Here is a 24387-nt window from a genome sequence, read left to right on the forward strand (position 1 = left end):
AGGTAAAAGGCTGAATACCATGCTAGGTCAAATGATGACGCTCCCCCTTACCATTCCTTCGCTGCTGGAGCATGCGCAGCGGTATCACGGCGATACCGAAATCGTTTCCTGCCTGCCTGGCGGCGCCCTGCACCGCTACACCTATGCCGACGCTCATCAGCGTGCGAGGCAAGCGGCCAACGCACTGACCCGTCTAGGCGTCAAGCCTGGCGACCGAGTGGGCACTCTGGCCTGGAATGGCTACCGTCATTTCGAACTCTACTATGCGATCTCGGGCATGGGGGCGATCACCCACACCATCAACCCGCGCCTGTTCCCGGAGCAAGTCGCGTGGATCATCAGCCACGCTGAGGACGAGGTGGTTTGTTTTGACGAAAGCTTCGCCCCGCTAGTCGCCGAAATCGCGGCTCAGTGCCCACGCGTGAAGCATTGGGTCGCCTTGTCGGATGCTGAGCAGATGCCAACTGCGGGCCAGACCCCTTTGCTGTGCTACGAGACGCTGGTGGCTGCAGAACCTGCGACATTCGCCTGGCCCCCAATCGATGAGCATGCGGCGGCGGCGCTGTGCTACACCTCCGGTACCACCGGCAACCCCAAGGGCGTGCTCTACTCCCACCGCGCCACGCTGTTGCACGCGCTGTCCAGCGCCTTGCCGGACTCACTCTCGCTGTCGGCCCGCGAGGTTGTCGCGCCGATCGTGCCTATGTTCCATGTTAATGCCTGGGGGCTACCGTACTCGGCGGCCCTGGTGGGCGCCAAGCTGGTGCTGCCCGGTGCTGGTCTGGATGGCGAAAGTGTCTTCAAACTGTTCGATCAGGAAGGTGTCACCTTCTCGGCCGGTGTTCCCACCGTGTGGCTGAGCCTGCAGCAGTACATGCAGCAGACCGGTAAACGCCTGCCCAGCCTGCGGCGCGTGGTGGTCGGCGGCGCCGCTTGTCCACCGGCACTGATGCGCAGCTTCGAGCAGGCGTTCGGCATCCGTATCCAGCACGCCTGGGGCATGACTGAAATGTCACCGACGGGCACCGTGAATACATTGAAAGCGTCGCACCTGGGTTTGGACGAAGAGGCGCGCTTCGCCATCAGTATCAAGCAAGGCCGGCCACCGTTCGGCATTGACCTGAGAACCGTGGACGATGACGGCAATGAAGTCGCGCGTGACGGCAAAACTTCGGGGGCTCTGCTCGTGCGTGGCCACTGGGTGGTTGATCGCTACTACCGCGGCGACGAAACCCCGCTGGTGAACGGCTGGTTCCCGACCGGCGACGTCGCCAGTCTCGACCAGGATGGGTTCATGCAGATCACCGACCGGGCCAAGGATGTCATCAAATCGGGCGGCGAATGGATCAGTTCCATTGAGCTGGAAAATATCGCCATGGGCCACCCGGCTGTCGCTGAAGCGGCCGCGCTGGGAATCGCCCACCCGAAATGGGACGAACGCCCGCTGTTGGTAGTGGTTGCCAAACACGGGGAGGTCCCCCCCCGTGAAGCGATTCTCGCGCTTTATACAGGCAAGGTCGCACGTTTCTGTACCCCTGATGATGTGGTGTTCGTCGAGGCACTGCCCCACACTGCCACTGGCCAGGTCAGCAAGGTCCAGTTGCGCCAAGAGCTGCGCGACTACCGATGGCCAGGCTCGCCGCCAGTCGAGGTGGCATCATGAACGCCCCTGCCAGGGCACGGGCCGATATCCGAGTCATCGACCCGAGCGAAGGTCGCTGGAAGCGCAGGCTGATCAACCTGCTGTTGCGCCTGTCGGTGAAGTCCCGCCACGGCATGGGTATCGATATCCAGCAGTTGCGTAAGCAGTTCGCGCAACTGGATCGGCAAGGCAAGGCGCTGCCAACGGACGTGCTTCGCACGAGAGTCACGTGCAACGGCACGCCTGCGCACTGGTTGTCGCCGGCCAATTGCAGGCCGGAGCGCGTGCTCCTGTACATTCACGGCGGTGCCTTCGTCGCGTACACCCCGCAGGTATACGCGGCGATGGTGGCGAGCTGGTGCAAACCGCTCAAGGCCAGAGCGCTGATGGTGGATTACAGCCTCGCACCCGAATGCCCCTTCTCCACGGCGCTTGACCAGGCCCACGCCACCTACCGATGGCTGCTCGAACAGGGGACCAAGCCCGAACACATCGTGATTGCTGGCGACTCCGCCGGCGGCAACCTCGCGTTGGCGCTGTTGCAGCGACTCAGGGACGAGGAAACGCCACTCCCAAGCTGCGCGGTACTGCTATCCCCGTTCCTCGATTTCACCCTCAGTGGTGCAAGCGCGCTCGGCAATGCCCGTCTCGACCCGATCTTCACCCTGCCTTTCGCGGTGGCTATCCGTGGTTTCTACACATCGGCCGAGAAGTACACGTCGCCTGAAGTGTCGCCATTGTTCGGCTCATTCGCCAGCTTGCCACCGCTGCTGTTGCAGGTAGGCAGCACCGAAATGCTGCTGGACGACTCCGTGCGCGCCGCCTCCCGCGCGGCGGCGGCCGGCGTGCCGGTTCGTCTGGAAATCTGGCAACACCTGCCGCACGTGTTCCAGATGATTGAGGCGCTTCCGCAAGCCCTCCAGGCACAGCGCCATATCCTGGACTTCGTCAATGTTCATACGAACTGGGATGGCTAGCGAACCTGTTCCTGTCCTGTCCAGAACTCCCAATGATTCCCTCGAGAACAACAACATGGAATTCGATTATCTGATCGTGGGTGCCGGCTCTGCCGGCTGTGTCCTTGCCAATCGCCTCAGTACCGATCCCGGTGTCACCGTTTGCCTGCTTGAGGCGGGGCCGGAGGACCGATCACCGCTTATCCATACGCCTCTGGGCCTAGCTGCCATCCTGCCAACGCGCCACGCCAACTGGGCGTTCAAGACCACGCCTCAGCCTGGTCTTGGAGGGCGAGTAGGTTACCAGCCACGGGGCAAGGTCCTCGGCGGCAGCAGTTCGATCAACGGCATGATCTACATTCGCGGTCACCATGACGATTTCAACGACTGGCAGGCGCTGGGCAACGAAGGCTGGGGCTTCAACGATGTTCTGCCGTACTTTCGCAAAAGCGAAATGCACCACGGCGGCGGCAGCGAGTATCACGGAGGTGACGGTGAGCTCTACGTCAGCCCGGCCAATCGCCACGCGGCCAGCGAAGCCTTCGTGGAGTCCGCGCTGCGTGCCGGGCACAGCTATAACCCCGACTTCAACGGCGCCACTCAGGAAGGCGCAGGCTACTACGATGTGACGATTCGCGACGGCCGCCGCTGGAGCACCGCGACGGCTTTCCTCAAGCCGGTCCGCCATCGCAGCAACCTTACCGTGCTCACCCGGACCCATGTCGAAAGTATTGTCCTACAGGGCAACCAGGCGACCGGGGTACAGGCACTGATCAAGGGCTCGCGCGTGCATCTGAGGGCACGCAAGGAGGTCATACTGTCGGCAGGCGCCTTTGGCAGCCCGCACTTGCTGATGCTCTCCGGCATTGGTTCGGCAGCCGAACTCGAGCCTCAAGGTATCGCCCTTCGCCATGAGCTCCCGGGCGTGGGCCAGAACCTGCAGGACCACGCCGACGTCGTGCTGTGCTACAAGAGCAACGACACTTCGCTGCTGGGCTTCTCCCTGAGCGGCGGCGTGAAGATGGGCAAGGCCATGTTCGATTATGCTCGCCATCGCAATGGCCCGTTTGCGAGCAACTGCGCCGAGGCCGGCGCGTTTCTCAAGACCGATCCAGGCCTGGAGCGTCCGGACATCCAGTTGCATTCGGTGATCGGCACGGTGGATGACCATAACCGCAAGCTTCACTTGGGCCATGGCTTCAGTTGCCATGTGTGCGTGCTACGCCCCAAGAGCATCGGCAGTGTCGGCCTGGCTTCCCCAGACCCGCGCAAGGCGCCGCGTATCGACCCCAACTTCCTTGCCCACGACGACGATGTCGCGACATTGCTCAAAGGCTACCGCATCACCCGAGACATCATTGCCCAGACGCCCATGGCCAGCTTCGGGCTCCGGGATCTGTACAGCGCCGGCCTGCACAACGACGAGCAGTTGATCGAACTGCTGCGCAAGCGCACCGACACCATCTACCACCCGATCGGCACCTGTAAGATGGGGCAGGACGAGATGGCCGTGGTAGATAGCCGGTTAAGGGTCCATGGTATCGAGGGGCTTCGCGTGGTCGACGCTTCGATCATGCCGACATTGGTTGGCGGCAATACCAACGCGGCGGCGATCATGATCGCCGAACGCGCCGCCGAGTGGATTGCCCAAGCCTGACACACTCCCCCGGGCTGAAAACCGCCTGCAAAGGGCGGTTTTCAGCCCCCCCCAAGGTCTACCCTCCTCCCGCACATCCTGCTCCCAAAACTGCACATGACTGACTCAAATGGCAGCGATCTTTCGGGAGCAATCGTCTTATTTAAATCTGAAATCTTGCCCAGGGATGTGTGAGCGGACGAGCCCGCGACCACCGGCAAAGGCGACTCCGCCATCCAATCATCATAAAAAAAGCGCCCCGAAGGGCGCTAAAAGGGGCATGACGATCGTAGCGTCAACTCGATGTAGCCTCGTCAGCCCTGCTCAGCAAACCATGCCTCAACGCAGCATCAGGCGCAAAAGGCCTTGAGTGAAGCGGCCATAAGGCGGTTTGAGCAAGAAACTGCCATTGAACTTCGCCTGGTAGAACACCGGACGCATCTTGCTGAACGTCTGGAACCCTTCCTCGGCGTGATAATGCCCGAGCCCTGAATTGCCCACTCCACCAAAAGGCAGGTTTTCCTGTAGCACATGCAACATCACGCTGTTGACCGAAACGCCTCCAGACAATGTCTCACGCAGCACCGTTTCGACCCGGCCGGCATTGTCGTCGAACAGGTAGAGCGCCAAGGGCCGCTCGTGGGCGTTGATGTAGTCGATCGCTTCCTCGAGTTTGCGGTAAGCCAGCACCGGCAACACTGGCCCGAAGATCTCCTCCTGCATGATCAGCATGTCGTCGCGCACATCGAACACCAGGTGCGGTGTAAGCTTGCCCGCCCGGCGCGCGCCATCCACATCCGCGAGCGCCACTACGCGCGCGCCCTTGTCCCGAGCGTCCGCCAGCAGCGCATCGACGCGCGCCAACTGGCGCGCATTGATCATGCAGCTGTAGTCGGGGTTATCGGCCAACGGTTGCGGGTAGTTTCGCGCCACCGCCGCTCTGGCATGGGCGAGGAAGTCTTCCTCGCTGCCAGCAGGCAGGAACAAGTAGTCAGGCGCGACACAGGTCTGCCCGGCATTCAGGCATTTGCCCCAAAGAACGGTCTCGGCAGCCTGTTTCAATGGGTAACCCGGCGCGACAACGGTAGGCGACTTACCACCGAGCTCCAGCGTCAACGGGGTAAGATTCTCGCTGCAATTGCGCATGATCTGCCGGCCGACCGCCGGCGAGCCAGTGAAGATCAGGTGATCGAAGGGTAGCCGGGAGAAACCGTCGTTGATACCCGCACCAGGCTGTATCACCGCTACCAGGTCCGGGTCGAAGCGCTTGCCCAGCAATTCGGCGAGCAAGCGACCATAATGGCTGGAGTCGCTGGCAACCTTAATCATCGCCCGGTTACCGGCAGCCAGGGCGCCGCATAGCGGGCCCAACGTCAAGTAAAGTGGGTAATTCCACGGCGCGGCGATACCGATAACCCCGAGCGGTTGGGCCAGCACCGCTGCACGCGCTGGCTTGAACCAGAGCCCGACTCCGCGCTTGCTTGGTTTCATCCAGCGCTTCAGGCACCGGACGGCATGATTGATTTCACTGACCAGACCGAAGATATCGAGCATCTTGGTCTCGTGCTCCGACCGGTGTCCGAAATCGCTGGAGATGGCGGCTGCGATCCGCTCAGCGTTTTCCAAAACCAGCGCCTTGAGCGCCAACAGGTTGGCCCGCCGGGTCTCATAGGATGGATAGCGTTCCTCGGCGAATGCCTGGCGCTGAAGCGCAAAAACCTCACGCATCCGCTCTACTGCCGGCGCGACTTGCTCGATGGACATTGTGTAAGCACTCCTGGTGGATCTCTTGGATCGCTGCGACTGCAAACTGCGGCCGCGCGAACGACCTCGGCATGTAAAACAAGGCGTGTCAGTGCGCTGGCACCGCTTGGCGTTTTGCCCGCTGCAAAGCGAAGAGCGCGTAGTACAACTGGATCATCATGAACGACCAACTGGCGAGTGCTATCGACATGAACACTGCCTTCGTGTCGTCCCCAGGTATGGGGTAGAAGTCATAGATGCAGGCCACCAGCAGCCCCAGCATCGCCGCCACCGTGACCCCGAATGCATGCAGGTACTCGCCGACCATCGCCAGACGGCTGATGAAGTACGCCAGGTAGACCGTGTAGCCAGCCCACATGATGACGTAGAAGTAGGGAAGCGGCTTGACCATGAAATCAGCCTTGATCATCACGAACGTGCAGGCAAAAGTGATGGCGAAAATCAGCGCGTCCTTGCCTGCCGAAGGCCGGAAGCCATGGGTGACGGCCATCAGGCCGAGCACTGTGACGATCGGGATGCCGAAGCCGCGGGAGAAAGCATCGCAGAAATACGAAATAGCGTAGGGGATGTGCGACTGGGTCAGCAGATAGATCAGGAAGTTGGTGCCGGAAAATGCCACGATCAACCATTCCAGGCCCAGCAGGAAGTTCCCTCTGCGCAGGAACTTGATGCCGTAGGTGCTCCCGGATACCACCAGGAGGACGCAAGTGAGCAACGCAAGAACATCTTTGGTTTCCATAGCTCAAGTCTCTTTCTTGTAGGTATGAAGGCTTTATTTCGGGGTAGCCGCCAAGGCGGCAAGGTAGTGCGCCAGCGCCTTGCGGTCCTGCGCCGAGAGGGTCTGGGTAACCGCCGTCATCGCACCGGTTGGATCGATCCGTCTGCCCTGGGCAAAGGCGTCCAGCTGTACTAGCAAGTAGTCGGCGCCTTGGCCTGCCAGGCGCGGGAATGCGCTCTGACCCATCAGTTTCTCGCCATGGCAGGCAGCACATGCACCCGCCTTGGCCAGTTTCTCGCCTTGCTGGCGCAGGCCAGGATCAGGCTGGAACGTGTGGTTATTCATGGGCGTCTGGCGGGCGTAGTAGTTGGCCAGTTGGTCGACTTCAGCGTCACTGAGGCTCATCGCCAGCGGCTGCATGTTCGGGAAATGACGAGTGCCATTGGCAAAGCTGTGCAACTGCGCCTTCAGGTAATCGGCGGGCTGCCCCGCCAGGCTGGGGTAACGCTGGTGCTGCGAGCTCCCGCGCTGCCCATGACAGCTGTAGCAGGTATCGGCCGTCTGGGGCCAAGGACCGTCCGCTTCATAGGCCTGGGTAGTGCTGTCGATGTAGGTGACCAGGTGGTAGAAGCCCAGCAGGTCACGGCCGAACAATGCCAGCAGGGCGACCAGCAACACCGCCACACCCCACAACAATTTCTTTTTCATCGCTGTTCCCTATGCCCGACGTAGCGAAGCAAGCGCCTGCAGTGCACTTTGATGACCTGAACGCACAGCGCCATCCATGTACCCGGCCCAGATATCGGCAGTTTCAGTGCCCGACCAGATGAGGTTGCCGCACGGCGGACGCAACGATTCGCCATGGGCGCTCCAGAAGCCGGGAGGAATCGCCGACACGCAGGTGAGGCTCCAAGGGTCTGCCAGCCCCCAGTCATGATCGTGGTAGCCGACCGGTTGCAAGGCTTCCTCACCCAAGGAACGGGCGTAGATTTCTGTCAAGACCTGCTGCGCAGCCTGGTGGTCGGAGGGCAGCATTGCATTGACGACGAAGGCGTTGATCACACCGATTTCACCGGTGGGTGGGGAGTTGTCCCAGGCCCAAAGCAGTGGCCCCTTGACCTGCATGGTGTGGCCGTTCAGCCCCTTGTCGCGCCAGAATGGCCGCTTGTAGACCATCGCCGTCTTGCGCGCCGGGCTGTGGGCCGGCCAGGCACGCTGCAGCGCCGCTCGCCCTTCTGGCAGCGCGGGTTCGAAGCGTACTTGATTGCACAGGGCCGGATGGATCGCAACGATGACCCGCCGGGCCCGGATCAACCCTTGGTCAGTGTGCAACGTGACGATGTCGCGGTCCCACTCGCTGATCGCTCGCACCGGGCATGCCAGGCGCACCCGGTCGCCCAACTGCTCGGCCATGCGGGTGCACAGTATCTGCGAACCGCCAACGAAACGAGTGCCTTGGGCGCTGTCCTTGATCGAGTCCAGCTTCATGTAATCGGAGTTTGCCGAATTGATCATCGATAGGAAGTGCAGCAGCCCCATCTTGGCCGGCGCGACGCCACAGGTGAGCATGAAGCTGGTGTCCCAGCCAGACCTGTCTTCAGGCTTGATATCCTGTTGCGCAAGCCACTCCCCTGCGGAGAGCTTGTCCAGTTCATTGACCTTGGAGGAAGTCCAAGGTTTACCAGATGGCACCGATCTGGACAGCTCGCTGAGCTTGGCGCCGATGCGTTCATCTGTACCGAAGGTGCCTTGCAGGTCGATCTCCACCCGCCCTTCCCCACCAAGAACCACGGTCTTTCCCTGGTAGTAGGTCGGGAATGTGTCGACCTGAAGTTCACGGGCCAGGTCGGCGACGGCCGTCTGGCCGGGCCCGATCCACTGCCCACCGACTTCAGAGATGTAACCCGAGCCCAGGTCGTAGTTGAGCACCCGACCGCCGACCCGCTCACGGGCTTCCAGCACCTGGAATGAGCGACACCCGGCGTTCAGCAGATCGCGGGCCGCCGTGAGCCCGGCCATGCCGGCGCCTATGATGGCGATATCCAGAATGTCCTCATCGTCGCCCTGCGCAGCTCTGGCCAGGCCAACATGCAGCCCAAGGCCGCCGACGGCTGCGGTGGCGCCAGCGAACTTCAGCAACTGCCGGCGCTTGAGATCCATTGATTTGGAGGTAGGCTTTTCAGCCATAAAGGGAGCCTCACACTATTGTTGTTCGATTGTGCTGCGCCACTGCGTGGCGCTTCAGATCCAGCAAGCAAGGGATGGAGCGTTAGCGTTCAGGCGCCCAGTGGCAGGCGCAGTGCCCGACGTCGCAACTGCAACCCGAACAACACCATCCAGAACGGGAAGATCAGTACTACGAGCACCAGCAAGGCATTGGTCAACGGATCCAAGGCTGCAAAAAAGCCGGATACGAAATACAAGCCGAAGCACCAGCCCACCACCTTTAGCGGCAGCAGAACCGAGCTGCCCCACGCGGCATTCTTCAAATGGCGCCCCAAGACAATTCCCCAGAACAGGACCACAGGGCCTTCGCACCACCACAGCCCACGCTGGCTACCCACTGCAATGGTGGTCCAGGCCGCCTCGGCGCCAGCCTGCAGGGCCTCGCTTCCGGTCAGGTGCAACTCGGCCAGAGGGTTGAGCACCGAAAGCTGAAGACCCGCACCCGTTACGCCAAGCACCACATAGGTGTCGATGGCCAACGCAGCCATGTCCCCGAGCGCACCTGCCTCATCGCGAAATTCACGCCAGAAATAGGCCCCTAACGCCAACAGTGGCAGGTAGAAACCCAGGATGTCGGCGAACATCGACAACCGGAAATACTGCCTGGCCTCCGCCGGCAGGGTCAGCATGGTCGCACCCTGCAGCGTCACGGCCATATCGCCCTTGGTCACCATCAGCATGAATCCGACGTTGAGGTAGGCAAACAGTCCGCCGATGATTGAGGCCCAGGCTGTGAAACGCGCGGCCCCATTTGAATAGTTGTTCATTGCTTCTCCGCAAAGGCACAGAAAAATCGGCGAGGCGCCGCGCAGCAAGCGGCAGGCGCCTGGCATCAATTACGACGCGCGCGCCCGCCGGTTCAGAGCGTTGTCGAGCAGGTTTACACCCGCCAGGGCTGCCTTCACCGCGCACCACTGCAAAGGTTCGGGAAGCGTCGAGGGGGTCTTGTGGCGCAGTGCCGTGAGCAAGGGCTGCTCGATGCCCCCGATACGTTCCGCCAGCAGGAAGCCAATCAGCGATTGGGTGCCAACGCCATGCCCCGAGCAACCCGCCGTGTAGTAGATATTGCGGTGCGGCCCGGTTTCGCCCACCACGGGCAATGCGTCGTACGCCAGGCTGATGTAACCGCTCCAGCACTTATCGACACCCACGTCGCGCAAAGACGGAAAACGGTCGTTCAGGGCTTGTTTCAAAGCCGCATACGCGGCCCCATCAGGCTCGTTCGGGGTCTGCGAGCCATAGGCGTAACCCAGTTGTTTGGTGGTTATCAGGAGGGTGTTGCGCGCGGTGAGGCGGTGGCTTTCCATGGTCCAGTGGGGGGTCACGATGCCCTCCCTGCCTTGCCAACCCAAAGTGTCCAGCTGCGCAGCGGTGAGCGGCTGCGTCTCGATGGCCGAGACCCGCAGCGGCGTGACCTTGTCACGCAGCAAACCCAGTTGAGGCGTATAGGCATTGGTGGCCAGGACCATGACCGGCGCGCTTACCGAGCCTTTCTCGGTTCGGCAGGTAATGATTGGGCCGTCACTGTAGGACAACAGCTTGGTCTGTTCGAACAAGCGAACACCTGCCTGCAAAGCCGCCCGGCGCAAGCCCATGACGTATTTCCCAGGATCGAGCGTGCCACCATGCTGAACACAACCGAAAAGAAACGCAGGCGGGATACCGCGAGCGCGCATTTCGTCACGATCCACGAACCGTGTAACCGAACCCAGCTCCTGGCCCAGCGCCATGCTGTGGCGCAGCCTCTTTTCCTGGGAGGGATGGATCACCGCACGGATGACACCGCTGGGAAGGTAGTCGCAATCGATGGCCAGCTCACGCAGCCGTCGTTCAACGTAAACCACCCCTTCATCGTAAAAAGACACGACTTTGGTGGCCTGATCCACGCCGAGCCGCTTGTGGAACAGTTCGAACTCGACGCCCATGCTGCCGGCAAGATATCCGGCATTGCGACCACTGGCTCCAAAGCCCGCAAATACCTGTTCAAGGACCACGACGCTGGCACCGAGTGCGGTGAGTTCCAGGGCAGTGGACAGCCCGGCGAAGCCTGCGCCGACGATGATCACATCGGCATTGATGTCACCTTCGAGCTCTGGCTGCAGGTCGTTCGGTTGTTCGACCCACCCACCAAGAAGGCGGAACTTGTCAACGTTGCTGCTGGGCTCGGACATGGTTTGCCTCCGAAATTTGTTGTTGTTTGGTCAGACTCTACTGCTGCGCCCTATTTAACGCAACAGTTGTTATGTTGATTTTTACACGTATTCGTCATCAGGTGCTGATCAGTAGCTGCAGGCTTGAACAAGCGCGGCCGCACCGATTGAGAACGGTGCGGCCAGGCGGGATCAGCGAGCTTTTTGACCTGAAGACATTTCGCTCACGCCATGGCGGGAAAACAACAAGGTGCGGCCGTCGCCCTGCATCAGAGCAGCAGTCAGCGAAACGCCATCGTCGCTGTGCGCCTCGTCGAAGGTAGCGCCGCCGTCCTGGCTGGTTACCAGCAACCCGTCAAGACCCGCCACCAGTACGTGCTTGCCCTCTGCCTGTATGGCAGTAATGGAGCTACGACTGGTCAGAGGTATACGTTGCCACGCACTTGCGTCCGGCGTGCCCAGCAACAAGGTACCGCGCTGTCCGCCCACCAGCAGGCGGCCATCAGGCAGCACGGCACCACTCCACAGCGAGCCTTGGTAACCAGTTTCCAGATAACGCCAGGTCTTGCCCTGGTCATCCGAGCGCAGCAACTTGCCATGTTCGGCGGTGGCATAGACGCCCCCCCGCCTATCGCTGAACAGGCTCAGCAGGTTGAGGTCGGCGCGACTGCTACCGGGCTGGGGCTGCAAGGGGCGTTCGGTCCAGGTGCGCCCACCGTCGTCGGTCGTCAGTATCAGCGACCACAGCCCCACCGCTACGCCTTGCTGGCGATCGAAAAAATGTACGGCGAACAGCGGGCGGTCGACATCACTGTCGACGCGCTGCATCGTCCAGTTGTCACCGCCATCTTCGCTGGCCAGAATCGTGCCCCAGTGGCCAACGGCCCAGCCGTGCTCGGCATCGACGAAGCTAACAGCGGTCAACGTGCTTGACAACGGTACGCCGCCGGCCTGCCGGTAGCTGCGCCCCTGGTCGTTAGAAAGCAGCACCATGCCATGGTCACCAACGGCCACCACCCGCTCCCCCGCTTTGCCCGCACCCAGCATCATGGCCTGCGCGGCATTGGCAGCAGGTGCCGCCGGCACCGCTTCCAATCCCGCAGCCCAAGGCGCGACCATAGGCATGGCCGCTAGCAGGGCGATGCCCATGACCCGTTTCAGGTAGTGCATGTCATTCTCCTCAATGGGTCAGCGCGCCGACCATGCGCACCGGGCGCTTGCGTGGGAACACCCGCTCCAGCCAGACGGCGAACGCGGGTAGCACCGTCATGGCCATGACCATGTTGACCATGAACATGAAGGCCAGCAGCTTGCCCATGTCGGCCTGGAACTTGAGCTCGGAGAACGACCAGGTCGCCACGCCGACTGCGAGCGTGAGTGCGGTAAAGATGGTCGCGATCCCGACTTCGCGCAGGGCGCTGGCAACTGCGGTGGTGATGGCCACGCCATGGGCCTGGTGCAGTTGGATGCGGTTGTAAATGTAGAACGCGTAGTCGACACCGATGCCCACTGCCAGGACCATCACCGGCAGAGTGGCGATGGTCAGACCGATCTGCAGCTCCTTCATGAACCAGTAACCGATGAAGGTGCCGAGCGTAAGCGGCAAACAGCACACCAGCACCGCTCTCAGGTCGCGGTAGACGATGAACACCAACAAGGCGATCGCGGCATACACATAGAGCAGCATCGGCGTTTCACTCTTTTCGACCTCCTCGTTGATCGCCGCGATTACCCCAGCATTGCCTGACGCCAGGCGCACGGCAATGCCAGGGTATGGGTAGGCACTGCGAAATGCCTTCGCTGCATCGATCACCCGGGAGATGGTGGTGGCCTTGTGGTCAGCCAGATACAGGTGTACCGCGGTCATGCTGCAATCGGTGCGCATCAGGCCAGGCAGGCGCCCCACCTCGGCGGCCAGAGACGAATAGTTCATCGGGTCGATGGGCACCGCGCTCATCTTCGGGTTGCCTTCGTTGTAGCCTTCGTTGAACTGGCGCATCGCTGACGAGAACGACGCCACGGAGAGCACTCCGGGCACCCCTTCCATGGCCCAGACGAAGCGGTCCTGGTATTGCCCGAGCGCAACATCCTCGCAAGCGTTGGCGCTGCCATCCGGCCCTGGCCGTACCTCGAAGACCACGCTCAGCCAGTCAAGGCCGATGTCATAGTTGCCGGCGATGGCCACCGCATCGCGATTGAAGCGTGAATCCTCCCGCAGTTCGGGCGCCCCGGCCTGAAGCGAACCGACCACCCGGTCATGGCTTTGCCACACAGCCATGACGAATACGGCCACGGCAACCACCAAAACCCAGCGGGCATTGCGCCACTGCGCCAGCCTCGCCAGGCCTTCCAGCCAGCGCGACCGCCGTTGGCGCGACACTTCCTCCGCGGCGGCATAGCGTGCATCGACCTTCAGCATCGAAGCCACCAACGGCAGCATCACCAGGTTAGTGACAATCTTGTAGGCGACGCCGAGCGAGGCGGTGATCGCCAGTTCGCGTACCATGGGGATCGGGATCAGCAGCAAGGTGACGAAGGACACCAGGGCGGTAACCAGCGCCAAGGTGCCGGGGATCAGCAACCCGCGGAAGCTTGAGCGTGCGGCCTGTGAGGCGGGCTTGCCATCGGCGATCTCGCGGACGATGTAGTTGATCTGTTGTACACCATGGGAAACGCCAATGGCGAAGACCAGAAACGGCACCAGCACCGCTAGTGGATCGAGGCCGTAACCCAGCAGGCGTAAGCTACCAAACTGCCAGACCAGCGAGGTCAACGAGCAACCCAGCGCCAGCAGCGTGAAGCGCAGCGAGTGGCAGTACCAGTACACCGCCGCCGCCGTCAGCAACAAGGCCAGCAAGCAGAAATCCAGCACCGCCGCCGCTCCATCGGCGATATCGCCAATCTGCTTGGCAAAACCGATCATCTGGATTTCGAAATCGGCATCCTCGAACGGCTGCCGTAACTGTTGCTCCAGTACACGGTTGTAGGCCACATAGTCCAGGTGATGGCCATCGGCATCGTACTCGTTGAGCTCGGCAGTGATCATCGCGCTGGTCTGGTCTCGGGAAACCAGGGTGCCGATGAACCCGCCCTGAGCGGTGGAGTCAGCAATGCGCCCAATGATGGTGGCATCCAGCCGCTCGGGAGTCACCGTTCCCGGCACCAGCGGATCGGCACGAAAGCCCTCCTCCGTGATTTCGTTGACAAAGGCATTCGGCGTCCAGAGCGAACGCACGCTGCTGCGCGAAACGCTGGGCAGGAAGGTGACTGCCTGGGTCACATCGGCCAGCCGCCGCAAGCCTGCTTCAGTCCATATGGTCCCATTGCGCGCCTTGACCACGATGGTGAGACGGTTTGCGCCGAGCAGGTCAGCACGATACTGCTTGAATGTCTCGACGTATTCATGGCCAATCGGCAACTGCTTCTCGAAGCCCGCGTCCATGCGTAGTTGCACGGCGAACCAGGCCATTCCCAGGGTGAACAACGCGAGCATCGCCAGCACCCAGCCGCGATGCCCGAACAGCCATACCTCGATGCGCGCCAACAGGCCGCGTGGTGGTGATTCCTTGATCTGAATAGACATGTTCACAGCAGGCCTCACAGGGTGCGCGAAACGACGACACCTACGTAGTCGCGATCACGGAACAACTGGTCATACGGCGTGTCGCCGCCCATGAATTTGGCGTAGTTGAACGACACCTGCCAACTGGCGGGGTTACGCACGAAATTGAGGTAGAGGTTCATGCTGCTGGCATCTTCGGTGAATGTCGCCGACAGGTTGGGCGTTCGCCCACCGAGGGAACGCGAGTAGAAGATCCCAGGCGTCACCTGCCAGCCTGGCACCAAGGTGCCGTCATAGGTCAGGCTGAAGTCCAGGTTGATCCCAGATGAGGTCTTGTCACCCCGAGCCTTCGGCGCCGTCTCCGGGTCCAGCTGCCAGGTGTTGCCACCCGCGGCGATGATTTCGCCGTCGTAACTACGGTGCAGCCCCGGGTACTTGATGACCACCAACTCGGTCAGCAACGTACCCGTGCTGGCGCCGGTGAAATCGAGCAGCGTGGGCGAGTTGGACGGCGTCATGCTGTAAAGCCCGGTGAGGTGCCACTGGAGCTTCTTCTCGTCCTTCCAGCACTTGCCGCCATTGTTGCTGCACAAATCCAGCACCGGGTTGAGTGGCACGGCGTCCTTGGGCCGGTAGGACAGCTCGGTCCCCACCGCCCAGTCGCCGATCGGCATGTTCGCGCTGATGCCGTACAGCATGCGGTCTTCCGGATACTCCCACTTCTGCGACAAGGCGAAGGTGTCCGGATCCAGCAAACGCATGGTCAACGAGGGCAGCTTGTCGTGGTAGCGCAATACGTACAGGCCGACGTTCAGGTCGCTGTCCTGTGGCTGCCAACGGAGCGAAACGCCCCATTGCCCACTGTCACGGGCATCCTTGTCGTCGAACCCGTAAGTCTTCATCCCTCTGCCCAGCGCCGAGGTGTAAGACCAGTAGCTGCCCACGGGTGGCACCTCGCTCTTGTTCCAGGCGAACTGGTAATAGGCCTCGATGTTGACCCCGCTACCGAGACCCGATGCCAGGCTCAGCATCGGCGCCGGGAGTACCGCTTCCTTCAATTGCACGCCCGGGCGCGAGAGCGCCTGGATGTCATAGGCATTGGTGTTGTTGATACCGCCTTGCACGAACAGACTCTCACCCCAGTTGATCACCTGGTTACCCAGGCGGGCGCGAACCCGCTGCTCGCCGACATCGAAGCCCTTGCTCACCCAAAGGTCGAGCAGGCGAGCCTTGAATTCCATCTCATCGCGAGCGGCACTGGTCAGCCCGTCCTTGCCGACGCCATCAGGGGTGTTGAACGACAAGGCGCCACTGGTATCGGTGGCTGCGAAGTCGCGGATCCAGCTTCCGCGAGCCATGAAAGTGAAGTCTTCCGGCATCTTCAGCAGCAGTTCATGGGTGCCTTTTAGGTAATGGGTGAACAGGTCGCCCTTGTCGTAGTTGAGGTCGCCCTGGTCACCAATACCCGAGGTCTGTGCCAGGCAACCGCTGGGCGGATGATGCCCGCTGGCACCCTGGTTGATCAGGTTGCAACCCTGGGACTCGGTGCGGATACCCATGCCGTAGGAGATTGTCGAATCGAACGAGCCTCGAATGGACTCGGTCTCGAAGGTGAACCCCATTGCCAGGGGAGTCATGCACGCAATAGCAAAGCCTGAAGCTTTTGTGATTGTTGTTTTCATGTCGGCGCTCGAAGTAGGAAAGTTCAACGTTCGCTGATGGCGCGCAAGTTGTCCGAGGTGTAGAAGTCACGCTTCAGGCGTGGGTTGCCGGCATCCTCGGTGAGCCAGCGATGGTCTTTCTTGCCGACGCCGATGGAGGTCATGTCGTAGAGGTAGCGACCGTCCACCAGGTTGTATTGGACCTGGGCTTCCATATCGCAGGTGCCGGTCTCGTAGACAGGGATGGGGTAGCCCTCGCGGACTTTCCAGATCTGCCCCTGCTTGTCGTAGTCGACCGCCACCAGACCGTTCCAGCTATCTTCGTCGATATAGAACATACGTTTGGGCGCCTGGTGGCGCATGCCTTGGCGCACGGTCGCCTCGACGACCCAGACCCGGTGCAGTTCGTAGCGGCGATACTGCGGCGCAAAGGCGTTCTGCTGCGCAACGTCCTCGATACGGGCCGATGCGTCATAGGCACCGAACGAGTTGTAGGGCACCAGCAGCTCCTGCTTGCCGATCAGTTTCCAGTCGAAGCGGTCCATTGGGCCGAAGAAGATGTTCGACTCGTCGATGGTGTACTGGTTGTCCAGGCCGATCTGGGGCGCGTCATAGGAATAGGACGGCATGCGACGGACCCGGCGCTGGCCAGGGAAGTAGTAGAAGGTGCTCGCCTGTTCGCCCGCTTTGGTCGTGACCACCCCGGCCTGACCAGCCAATGCGGCGGGCTCGTTGTAGGAGAAATAGGTGGCAACCTCGAGTCGGTCGAACGAGGAGAACAGCGCACTGCCCTTTTGCCCCCAAGGGGTGTACATGAACCAGTCGGTCGAGGTGCGCAACCAGCTCCCGGCACCGGGACGTGGCGAAAGACCGGAAACTGTCTTGGACATGTCGAAGCCGACACCGCGGTAGCGCATTTTCATGTTCCACATAACCTCGGCGCCGGTTGTCGGCATGGGGAACGGAATGCCGGGAACATGAGCGTCCTGCAGCGCAACTCCGTCGCCGTCGAGCGTGGCGAAACCGACATTCTTGCGCGTGTTGTCCACGACGAAGTCCGGTGCACCGCAGGTACGTCGGGTCGGATAGACATCCATGCGGTAATCGGGAATTTTCTTGAACAGCTCCAACTGCCCCGGAGAAAGCTGCTTGGCGTACTGCGCCACGTTTGCTGCCGTGATGCTGTAAAGCGGCTTGTCATCCTTGAACTTCCAGGCCTGCCCACGCACCTGCCCATAGCTCCAGCCTGTGTCCTGCTTGCCCGGTGACGCCCAGGCGGGAATCACGCCATTGGCACTGGCGGCAACTTCAGCGCCCAGTGGCGTCAGTTTCGTGCCCAACTGCGAAGCATCGTTCTGCGCAGCCTGTACTGCGCCGCAGGCGGCCAGCGCCGCAAGCGCCAGTGTCAAAGACCGCCCCCTGCAGACAATGGAAGTTGCAACATCAAGGCGCTGAATCACATCTTTCATGCGAGGTTCCTCACGTGCTCTTGGCGACCGCTCGGCTTGCCCCGTTCGAGGCAAAATTCACGGCTGGTTTTTTTCGAAATCATGGTCAGATGGCAACCACAAAATGGTAGAAAGCAAATTTTTTGCCAAAATTTTTTTATCAATTAATTCAGTAGCTTATAATTCTTATAACAGTTGATATGTGCTACCTGTCCACCCAGATGCCCTCCACTGAAGCACGCCTGGCAGCAACGTGTGCAATTACGGAACACTTGTTACTTTAATTCCGCAGGAGATCGCTCCGCCCCTCTAGCCCCGAGCGATTCCGAGCGGTGGCAGGTATGCGTTTTCGAGCAAAGGAGATAGGCGGATGGCCACAATGGGCGCTGAATTACGTAGACAGGCTTTGCTCAAGGCAACACTTAGTCAGCCTGTTGCCCTAATGCCGAAAAACATCCCCGATTCCGGCAACTGGATAAACGTGAGGGGTGATGCCAGGGCTCGCAGAAGCGCCCATGGTCGACAGGTAGACACTACCTGCACCAAGCACAGCGAACACAATGACGATAAGCACTCGAGTCATGACGATCTCCGTAATCAGCGCTTTGCCGCAGCAGAGTTTGTTTTTGTTTGTGCGTCGCCTTCGAGTCTGACGGGCGACATTCCTGAGTGCTTCACATATCGCGCCACAAAACAGGCTTGTCATGACACCCTGGAAAGCCATGTTCCTGGGTGGTGGACAGCTGTTACGATGACCCATCACTACCTCAGGCGCTGCATGCGCATCGCCAGGCCAGAATCTTCGACATGACTTCTTTCGTCCTCGACATCGCCCTGCTCGGTTTCGACGAGTTCTCGACCCGCCAGGGCCTGGACGCCCGCGCGCTGCTTGAAGAGGCAGGTGTGATGGAAGGCCGGACCGACTTGCCGCTCAGCGGTGAGTGCTTTGTCGCACTTCTGGAACTGGCGTCGCACAGGTCCGGCAATGCGCTGTTCGGCCTGCAGCTTGGTTTGCAGCAAGGGCTCTCGGCGCTAGGCACGCTGCACTATGTGATAAGCAGCGCTCACACCGTCGGCGATGCGTTGCAGGCACTGATCCGCTATTTCCCTACACACAGCAACGGCGCAGAACTGAGGCTTGAGCAGCGGGGTAACCAAGCCTGGTTGCTCTATGACGTGATAGACTCAAACGTGTCGGTCACCCGGCAGACCGTCGAACTTGCCATGGCACTCGGCACCAGGATCATGGAAAGCCTCTTAGGACGAGCCTGGAAACCACAGGAGCTTCTGCTTCGCCATGCTGCGGGCGCCCGACTGAACACTTACCGAGCCTTGCTGGACATCACTCCGCGCTTCGACAGCACGGTCAATGCCTGGGTCTTCGATCACGCCCTGCTGGCCCATGCGCTCGGTGAGCGTGATGCTGGACTGCAGGTGTTACTGAAGAACCACTATGACGACCTTGCGAATCTCACCCTGAGCGAACTGCCCGCCCATGTGCAACGGTTAATGCGCCATGGCCTTTGCGACAGGCAGACCAGCCTTGAACAGGTAGCCGGGCAGCTTGCGCTCAGCCCGCGGACCCTGCAGCGTTACCTGCAAGCTGAGGGCACCCACTTCCAGGCTTTGCTGGACGACACCCGACAAGCTATGGCCAAGCGTTATCTCTGTGACACCTCCGTGAACCTGACACAGCTTTCCGAGATGCTTGGCTATACCAGCTTAGGCGCTTTCTCCCGGGCGTTTACCCGCTGGCACGGCGTCAGCCCGCAAAAATGGCGGCAACTGAAACGGACAGGGCAACTGGCTGCGCTGGATGTCCACGAGGTATCCCCGCCATGAAAGCGGTATCCGCCACCACCAGCGAGCGCAGCACGACCACTGGCTCATTCATACGTGCGCTGGCGCTCAGCAAATTTACCGAATTCGCCAGTAATGAAGGACTAAGGCCGGCGGCAATGCTGCGGCTGCTGTCTTTACCTGCGGATGTGGAACAATCCCCCCAGCAGATCCTCGCCTACCAACGTTACTGCAGCTTACTGGATCTGTGCGCACAACATGCCGAGCATGCCCTGTTCGGTTTACGGTTCGGGATGCACCAAGGGCTAGCGGTATTCGGTGACATGCTCTATCTGATTGGTAGCAGCCAATCGGTAGGCGAAGCACTGCTGGAGCTCAAGGACAACTACGCGGTCTTCAATGGTGCGGTCAGTATGGAACTCCTGCCCGCACGCGAGCTGGTCTGCCTTGAGTTTTCAACGCCCGGGCAATACGGCCCCGGGCAGTTCCAGGCCGCAGAGCTGATGTGCGCGGTCGCCCTGAAACTGTTACGTGCGATGATTGGTGACGAATGGCAACCTGATCATGTGGCTTTTACTCATGCGCCACTTGGCTGCGAGCAGGACTACAAGAGCATCCTTGGCTCACGTCCGATGTTTTCGTCGTCCTACACTGGCCTGGTCTTTCCACGGGATGTCTTGTCGTTGCCACTGAACGCCAAGGACACTGCATTGCACCAGTTACTGGAAAAACACATAGGTCGGATGGAGCGGTTGTCCAGCGCGGCACTCCCTGGTTCCATCAAGCAACTGCTACGCCACCTGCTTCCCAGCGGCCGTGCGACTGTGGACAAGGCCGCCAGCTGGATGGTTATGAATCCACGGTCCTTGCAACGCCAACTCTTTGCCGAAGGCACTTCCTTCCAGCAGCTTCTGGATGAAGTGCGCCAGGAAATAGCCCAGCACTATCTGAATGACCCTGCCATCAGCATGAGCAGGCTGGCGACGCTTCTGGGATATGCAGACTCAAGTGGTTTCAGCAGAGCCTTTCATCGCTGGTTTGGCCTCACCCCGCTCCAGTGGCAACGAAAAACCGGGCTGGCCAGGCAACCGCGCTTGCTCCGAGATCGAAAAAACTACAACGGCCTTGCCGCTGCAGAGTAAAGGCGGCCTGGCAACGTTGTTGCCAGGCGCATGGCTCAGAACTGCGTACTGTCCAGCAGATACAGCGATTCACTCCCGGCTTTCACGGAGGCTATCAATGAATGGATCCGTGGTAGCAGGCGGGCAAAATAGAAGCGCGCGGTACCCAACTTGCTTGCGTAGAAGTCGTCTTGACCCACTTTTGGCAGCGCCGCATGAGCCATTCGCGCCCACATGTAGGCGTAGACGGTGTATCCAAAGACATGCAGATACTCGACCGAGGCTGCACCGACTTCATTTGAATCGCTCTTGGCGCGATCCATGACCCAGGCCGTCAACTCCTCGAGATTGAGCACCGCAGCTTTCAATGGTGCGGTAAATTCGGCCAGTGTCGGTGGCGCCGAATGGATGAAGTCCAACACCTCGTCGATCAAGGTTTTCGCGGCGGTGCCACCCGTTCCCAGAATCTTGCGGCCGAGCAGATCCAACGCCTGAATGCCATTCGTACCCTCATAGATCTGGGTGATACGGCAGTCACGCACCAATTGCTCCTGGCCCCATTCACGAATATAGCCATGCCCGCCAAACACTTGTTGCCCGTGTAAGGTGGCTTCCAGTCCCATATCGGTCAGGAATGCCTTGGCGACCGGCGTCAGCAATGCGACAAGCGCTTCTGCGCGCTTGCGCACCTCGGCGTCTTCGCTGTACTTGGACGTGTCCAGTTGCATGGCGACAAAGCTGGAGAATGCACGCCCGCCTTCGTTCAAGGCTTTCATGGTGAGCAGCATGCGGCGTACATCGGCGTGGACGATAATCGGATCGGCAATCTGCTGCCCGTCGACAGGCCCACTCGAGGCCCGGCCCTGGATACGATCACGGGCATAGCTGATCGCACTTTGATAGGAACGCTCGCCGGTTGCCAGGCCTTGAACGCCCACGCCCAGGCGTTCGTAGTTCATCATGGTGAACATCGCAGCCAGGCCTTTGTTGGGCTCGCCGACCAACCACCCTTGGGCGCCATCGAAGTTCATCACACAGGTCGCGGACGCCTTGATGCCCATCTTGTGCTCAAGAGATCCACAGCTCAGGTTGTTCTTCTCGGTCAATGAGCCGTCATCATTGCTCAATACCTTGGGTACCAGGAACAGCGAGATACCCTTCGGACCGGCAGGAGCATCAGGCAGCCGAGCCAATACCAGATGCACGATATTGTCGGTCAGGTCCTGCTCACCACCGGTAATGAAGATTTTGGTACCGCTTATAGCGAAGCTGCCATCCGCTCGCGGCTCGGCGCGAGTACGGATGATGCCCAGGTCTGTTCCCGCATGCGGTTCGGTCAGGCACATGGAGCCTGCCCACTCACCGCTGTACATCCTTGAAAGGTACTGACCCTTCAGCGTCTCGCTAGCGTGCGCATTGATTGCCAAACAGGCGCCAGCGGTCAGCATGGGGTACAAACCGAATGACAGATTGGCTGCATTGACAATTTCATCGACCAGTGTCGAGAGCATCTTCGGCATGCCCATTCCGCCATGGCTGGCATCCCCTGCAACTCCGCCCCATCCGCCCTCGGAAAAGGCCTTATAGGCTGCTACAAACCCTTCAGGTGTCGTTACCAGCCCGTCTTTCCACTGACAGCCTTGCTCATCACCGGATCGATTCAGCGGTGCCAGTACCTCAGATGCGAATTTGCCTGCCTCGTTCAGGATCGCTTCGGCTGTGTCCGCGTCGATAAAGTCGTGCAGAGCAGGAAACTGACCCCAAAGTTTACTGGCCTTGAATACTTCGTTGAGGATGAATTGCATATCCCGCAATGGTGCTTGGTAATCAGACATGGCATTTCTCGAAAATGACTTGGGTGATGCGCATCCCGGGAACGAAGCGCTCACGGGGCAACCGGATTACTGTTATCGCTGGAACGGGCGCCGATTAAAGACAACCACTGTTATGCTAATTTGTGGAAATGCTTGTTGGCAATGCCCTTTCGGCTACGCGTTAGCCGTCTCCAGCGATTTATCGGCTCGCCACCCCTCGTAGAAATCTGCCGTCAGCCGGCTGAGCACCGCAATGGGTGCCGGGATTCAAGTGCGCATCACGCACGGCAAAATCGAGAGCAACAAAGCCTAAAGCCTTGGGCACGTCGGATTGTCAGAGGCTGCATAGCAACGGCTGGCAGGCCTGTCCGCGCCGACCGCAGCCGACCACCCACTCGATTGCGTCCTCTGTCACCAGACTGACGAGGCCTTGCGGCTTCAAGCAGCAGCGCAAAGCTCGCGGCATGATTTTATGGATGCGCCCCTGCGACTGGATCTGCAGTTAGGTCAGGGATAGCGCTCCTCGCGCAGGAGGTGGGTGTGCAGAGGGATCACAGAGCTGCGTCAAGATGTTGCAGGTGAAGCACCTTCAATTTAAAATAACAGCTGATATCTAAAAGCAGCGCCTGAGAGCATGACAATGAAAAAAGCCTTGGTATTTTCCGTCTGTCTGACACTGACGTCCCTTGTCCACGCAGCACAGTCGCCGGAGAGCGTGTTCAATCGCAGTTGCCAGATGTGCCACAACGGCCAGCTACCCATGGCCCCCAAGAAAGGTGATGCCGAAGCCTGGAAGCCAAGGCTGGCTCAAGGCAAGGATGTGCTGGTCAAACATGTCACTGAGGGCTTCAGCTCAATGCCGCCCCGTGGATTGTGCATGGACTGCACGGCGGAGGATTACGCAGCGGTGATCGACTGGATGTCCAAACCTTGATCCAGCCATTTCTCGCAGTAAACACATATTTGCATAACTCCCGTTGTCATAAATCTGAGTGATTGCTAGCCTCCCTGGTACCTACAAAAAAAGTCCCGGGAGGACGCTCATGCAAGACTCGATACGCAAGGCTTTCCATGACGACGGTGCAGTGTTGGTCAAAGGTCTCCTGAACGAGGAGCAATTGGCCCGCTGTCGAGAGGCTTATGACTGGTCGGTTGAGAATCATGGCCCGCACGCCACCCGGATGTTCTCCGGAACAACTCAGCAGTCTCATGTGGACAACGCCAACCCACAGGCCAAGCAAAGGCTAGAAGCGCTTGTCGATTCGCTTCCCCTGGGCAGCCTCTTCTCTCAGATCTGGGGCTCAAGAAATGTCTGGTACTTCGCTGAGGAGGTGTTTCTCAAAGCGGGGGGACAAGGTTCACGCACTCTCTGGCACCAAGACACATCCTACTTGCCTTGGGCAGGTGAGCACTGGGGAAATGCCTGGATCAGCTTCGAATCAGTCCCGCAGCGCAATGCGTTGGAAATCATCCGCGGCTCACATAGAGGGCCACGCTACGATGGCACTACGTTTACCGATCCAGATGATCCGACGCAACCACTGCATGACAACGGCGTCCTTCCTCGGCTGCCAGATATAGAGGCTGAGCGGAAGCTTAATCCAAGGGCTTACGACATTCTCTCGTGGGCTACCGAACCTGGTGACGTGATCTTGCTGCACCCAGGCTCTCTGCATGGCGGCGCCCCCGTAGATAGTGACTTCCCCAGCCGTCATACCTTCGTTTTCCGCTTCTTTGGCGACGATGCCACTTTCAAGCCGTTGCCAAGCGATAGCAAAGCGGGGTACCCGGAGCAAGGCGTGTTGTTCACTGAAGAGTTGAAACACCTCTCTGCTGGCACCCCTTTCCGTCATCCCACGTTCCGCAAAGTTGTCTGAGCAGGAGTCACC

The 24387-nt window shown here is 60.1% G+C and carries 19 protein-coding genes; 8 read left to right on the plus strand and 11 right to left on the minus strand.

Annotated features, from left to right (window positions below; genetic code table 11):
- Nucleotides 1–31 precede the first annotated feature (31 nt).
- From L1P09_RS12905 to L1P09_RS12915, 3 genes are read left to right on the plus strand one after another with little or no spacing between them, the layout of a single operon-like run.
- The gene (locus L1P09_RS12905; RefSeq protein WP_290129213.1) at nucleotides 32–1663 is read left to right on the plus strand and encodes a 3-(methylthio)propionyl-CoA ligase; all 1632 of its coding nucleotides are present in this window, start codon (nucleotides 32–34) and stop codon (nucleotides 1661–1663) included.
- Nucleotides 1660–2619: an alpha/beta hydrolase gene (locus tag L1P09_RS12910; RefSeq protein WP_235768932.1), complete on the plus strand. Its 960-nt coding sequence runs from the start codon at nucleotides 1660–1662 to the stop codon at nucleotides 2617–2619. Before L1P09_RS12905 ends, L1P09_RS12910 begins: the two co-directional genes overlap by 4 nt.
- A 55-nt stretch (nucleotides 2620–2674) precedes the next feature.
- Nucleotides 2675–4255: a GMC family oxidoreductase gene (locus L1P09_RS12915; protein WP_235768933.1), complete on the plus strand. Its 1581-nt coding sequence runs from the start codon at nucleotides 2675–2677 to the stop codon at nucleotides 4253–4255.
- Nucleotides 4256–4573: 318 nt separating this feature from the next.
- Here the strand turns inward: L1P09_RS12915 and L1P09_RS12920 are convergent, their stop codons facing one another.
- The 10 genes from L1P09_RS12920 to L1P09_RS12965 all read right to left on the minus strand — a co-directional run bounded on the left by L1P09_RS12920 (nucleotide 4574) and on the right by L1P09_RS12965 (nucleotide 17784).
- Nucleotides 4574–5998 (minus strand): coniferyl aldehyde dehydrogenase, encoded by a 1425-nt coding sequence (locus L1P09_RS12920; RefSeq protein WP_235768962.1) that lies wholly within the window; start codon nucleotides 5996–5998, stop codon nucleotides 4574–4576.
- A gap of 88 nt (nucleotides 5999–6086) precedes the next feature.
- The gene (locus L1P09_RS12925; protein ID WP_235767689.1) at nucleotides 6087–6737 is read right to left on the minus strand and encodes a hypothetical protein; all 651 of its coding nucleotides are present in this window, start codon (nucleotides 6735–6737) and stop codon (nucleotides 6087–6089) included.
- Between the two features lie 33 nt (nucleotides 6738–6770).
- Nucleotides 6771–7424, minus strand: a complete 654-nt coding sequence (locus L1P09_RS12930; protein WP_235767690.1) for a c-type cytochrome — start codon at nucleotides 7422–7424, stop codon at nucleotides 6771–6773.
- A gap of 9 nt (nucleotides 7425–7433) precedes the next feature.
- Nucleotides 7434–8903: a flavin monoamine oxidase family protein gene (locus L1P09_RS12935; protein WP_235767691.1), complete on the minus strand. Its 1470-nt coding sequence runs from the start codon at nucleotides 8901–8903 to the stop codon at nucleotides 7434–7436.
- A gap of 89 nt (nucleotides 8904–8992) precedes the next feature.
- A complete protein-coding gene (locus L1P09_RS12940) occupies nucleotides 8993–9757 on the minus strand; it encodes a hypothetical protein (RefSeq protein ID WP_235767692.1) in 765 nt (254 codons plus the stop codon).
- A 21-nt stretch (nucleotides 9758–9778) separates the two neighbouring features.
- The gene (locus L1P09_RS12945) at nucleotides 9779–11113 is read right to left on the minus strand and encodes an NAD(P)/FAD-dependent oxidoreductase (RefSeq protein WP_235767693.1); all 1335 of its coding nucleotides are present in this window, start codon (nucleotides 11111–11113) and stop codon (nucleotides 9779–9781) included.
- Nucleotides 11114–11284: 171 nt separating this feature from the next.
- Nucleotides 11285–12262 carry a WD40/YVTN/BNR-like repeat-containing protein gene (locus L1P09_RS12950; RefSeq protein WP_235767694.1) on the minus strand — a complete coding sequence of 326 codons (978 nt, stop codon included), beginning with the start codon at nucleotides 12260–12262 and terminating at the stop codon, nucleotides 11285–11287.
- A 10-nt stretch (nucleotides 12263–12272) separates the two neighbouring features.
- Nucleotides 12273–14675, minus strand: a complete 2403-nt coding sequence (locus tag L1P09_RS12955; protein WP_235767695.1) for an efflux RND transporter permease subunit — start codon at nucleotides 14673–14675, stop codon at nucleotides 12273–12275.
- A gap of 14 nt (nucleotides 14676–14689) precedes the next feature.
- Entirely contained in the window at nucleotides 14690–16336 is a 1647-nt protein-coding gene (locus tag L1P09_RS12960) for a DUF1302 domain-containing protein (RefSeq protein ID WP_313903902.1), read from the minus strand.
- 23 nt (nucleotides 16337–16359) lie between these two features.
- Complete coding sequence (locus tag L1P09_RS12965) at nucleotides 16360–17784, minus strand: DUF1329 domain-containing protein (RefSeq protein WP_235767696.1); 1425 nt, start codon at nucleotides 17782–17784, stop codon at nucleotides 16360–16362.
- A gap of 349 nt (nucleotides 17785–18133) precedes the next feature.
- Here L1P09_RS12965 and L1P09_RS12970 point away from each other — a divergent pair, with 349 nt between their 5' ends.
- From L1P09_RS12970 to L1P09_RS12980, 3 genes are read left to right on the plus strand one after another with little or no spacing between them, the layout of a single operon-like run.
- Nucleotides 18134–18574 (plus strand): hypothetical protein, encoded by a 441-nt coding sequence (locus L1P09_RS12970; RefSeq protein ID WP_235767697.1) that lies wholly within the window; start codon nucleotides 18134–18136, stop codon nucleotides 18572–18574.
- Complete coding sequence (locus L1P09_RS12975) at nucleotides 18571–19605, plus strand: AraC family transcriptional regulator (protein ID WP_235767698.1); 1035 nt, start codon at nucleotides 18571–18573, stop codon at nucleotides 19603–19605. The genes L1P09_RS12970 and L1P09_RS12975 overlap by 4 nt, the downstream gene beginning before the upstream one ends.
- Nucleotides 19602–20705, plus strand: coding sequence for an AraC family transcriptional regulator (locus tag L1P09_RS12980; RefSeq protein WP_235767699.1), 1104 nt, complete (start codon nucleotides 19602–19604; stop codon nucleotides 20703–20705). The genes L1P09_RS12975 and L1P09_RS12980 overlap by 4 nt, the downstream gene beginning before the upstream one ends.
- Before the next feature lie 35 nt (nucleotides 20706–20740).
- On the opposite strand, the gene L1P09_RS12985 is transcribed toward L1P09_RS12980, so the two are convergent.
- Nucleotides 20741–22519: an acyl-CoA dehydrogenase C-terminal domain-containing protein gene (locus tag L1P09_RS12985; RefSeq protein WP_235767700.1), complete on the minus strand. Its 1779-nt coding sequence runs from the start codon at nucleotides 22517–22519 to the stop codon at nucleotides 20741–20743.
- A 619-nt stretch (nucleotides 22520–23138) separates the two neighbouring features.
- On the opposite strand from L1P09_RS12985, the gene L1P09_RS12990 reads away from it, so the two are divergent.
- Together L1P09_RS12990 and L1P09_RS12995 are read left to right on the plus strand one after the other, a co-directional pair.
- Nucleotides 23139–23432 (plus strand): c-type cytochrome, encoded by a 294-nt coding sequence (locus L1P09_RS12990; protein WP_235767701.1) that lies wholly within the window; start codon nucleotides 23139–23141, stop codon nucleotides 23430–23432.
- 109 nt (nucleotides 23433–23541) lie between these two features.
- Entirely contained in the window at nucleotides 23542–24375 is an 834-nt protein-coding gene (locus L1P09_RS12995) for a phytanoyl-CoA dioxygenase family protein (protein WP_235767702.1), read from the plus strand.
- The last annotated feature ends 12 nt before the right edge of the window (nucleotides 24376–24387 follow it).

Origin of the sequence: Pseudomonas juntendi (assembly GCF_021560075.1) — a bacterium.
GTDB classification, from domain to species: domain Bacteria; phylum Pseudomonadota; class Gammaproteobacteria; order Pseudomonadales; family Pseudomonadaceae; genus Aquipseudomonas; species Aquipseudomonas juntendi.

What these genes read in the sequence shown, in the direction of transcription:
- L1P09_RS12905 (WP_290129213.1), top strand. Translation starts at nt 32, where the DNA reads ATGATGACGCTCCCCCTTACCATTCCTTCGCTGCTGGAGCATGCGCAG.
- L1P09_RS12910 (WP_235768932.1), top strand. Translation starts at nt 1,660, where the DNA reads ATGAACGCCCCTGCCAGGGCACGGGCCGATATCCGAGTCATCGACCCG.
- L1P09_RS12915 (WP_235768933.1), top strand. Translation starts at nt 2,675, where the DNA reads ATGGAATTCGATTATCTGATCGTGGGTGCCGGCTCTGCCGGCTGTGTC.
- L1P09_RS12920 (WP_235768962.1), bottom strand. Translation starts at nt 5,998, where the DNA reads ATGTCCATCGAGCAAGTCGCGCCGGCAGTAGAGCGGATGCGTGAGGTT.
- L1P09_RS12925 (WP_235767689.1), bottom strand. Translation starts at nt 6,737, where the DNA reads ATGGAAACCAAAGATGTTCTTGCGTTGCTCACTTGCGTCCTCCTGGTG.
- L1P09_RS12930 (WP_235767690.1), bottom strand. Translation starts at nt 7,424, where the DNA reads ATGAAAAAGAAATTGTTGTGGGGTGTGGCGGTGTTGCTGGTCGCCCTG.
- L1P09_RS12935 (WP_235767691.1), bottom strand. Translation starts at nt 8,903, where the DNA reads ATGGCTGAAAAGCCTACCTCCAAATCAATGGATCTCAAGCGCCGGCAG.
- L1P09_RS12945 (WP_235767693.1), bottom strand. Translation starts at nt 11,113, where the DNA reads ATGTCCGAGCCCAGCAGCAACGTTGACAAGTTCCGCCTTCTTGGTGGG.
- L1P09_RS12950 (WP_235767694.1), bottom strand. Translation starts at nt 12,262, where the DNA reads ATGCACTACCTGAAACGGGTCATGGGCATCGCCCTGCTAGCGGCCATG.
- L1P09_RS12955 (WP_235767695.1), bottom strand. Translation starts at nt 14,675, where the DNA reads ATGTCTATTCAGATCAAGGAATCACCACCACGCGGCCTGTTGGCGCGC.
- L1P09_RS12960 (WP_313903902.1), bottom strand. Translation starts at nt 16,336, where the DNA reads ATGAAAACAACAATCACAAAAGCTTCAGGCTTTGCTATTGCGTGCATG.
- L1P09_RS12965 (WP_235767696.1), bottom strand. Translation starts at nt 17,784, where the DNA reads ATGAAAGATGTGATTCAGCGCCTTGATGTTGCAACTTCCATTGTCTGC.
- L1P09_RS12970 (WP_235767697.1), top strand. Translation starts at nt 18,134, where the DNA reads ATGGCCACAATGGGCGCTGAATTACGTAGACAGGCTTTGCTCAAGGCA.
- L1P09_RS12975 (WP_235767698.1), top strand. Translation starts at nt 18,571, where the DNA reads ATGACTTCTTTCGTCCTCGACATCGCCCTGCTCGGTTTCGACGAGTTC.
- L1P09_RS12980 (WP_235767699.1), top strand. Translation starts at nt 19,602, where the DNA reads ATGAAAGCGGTATCCGCCACCACCAGCGAGCGCAGCACGACCACTGGC.
- L1P09_RS12985 (WP_235767700.1), bottom strand. Translation starts at nt 22,519, where the DNA reads ATGTCTGATTACCAAGCACCATTGCGGGATATGCAATTCATCCTCAAC.
- L1P09_RS12990 (WP_235767701.1), top strand. Translation starts at nt 23,139, where the DNA reads ATGAAAAAAGCCTTGGTATTTTCCGTCTGTCTGACACTGACGTCCCTT.
- L1P09_RS12995 (WP_235767702.1), top strand. Translation starts at nt 23,542, where the DNA reads ATGCAAGACTCGATACGCAAGGCTTTCCATGACGACGGTGCAGTGTTG.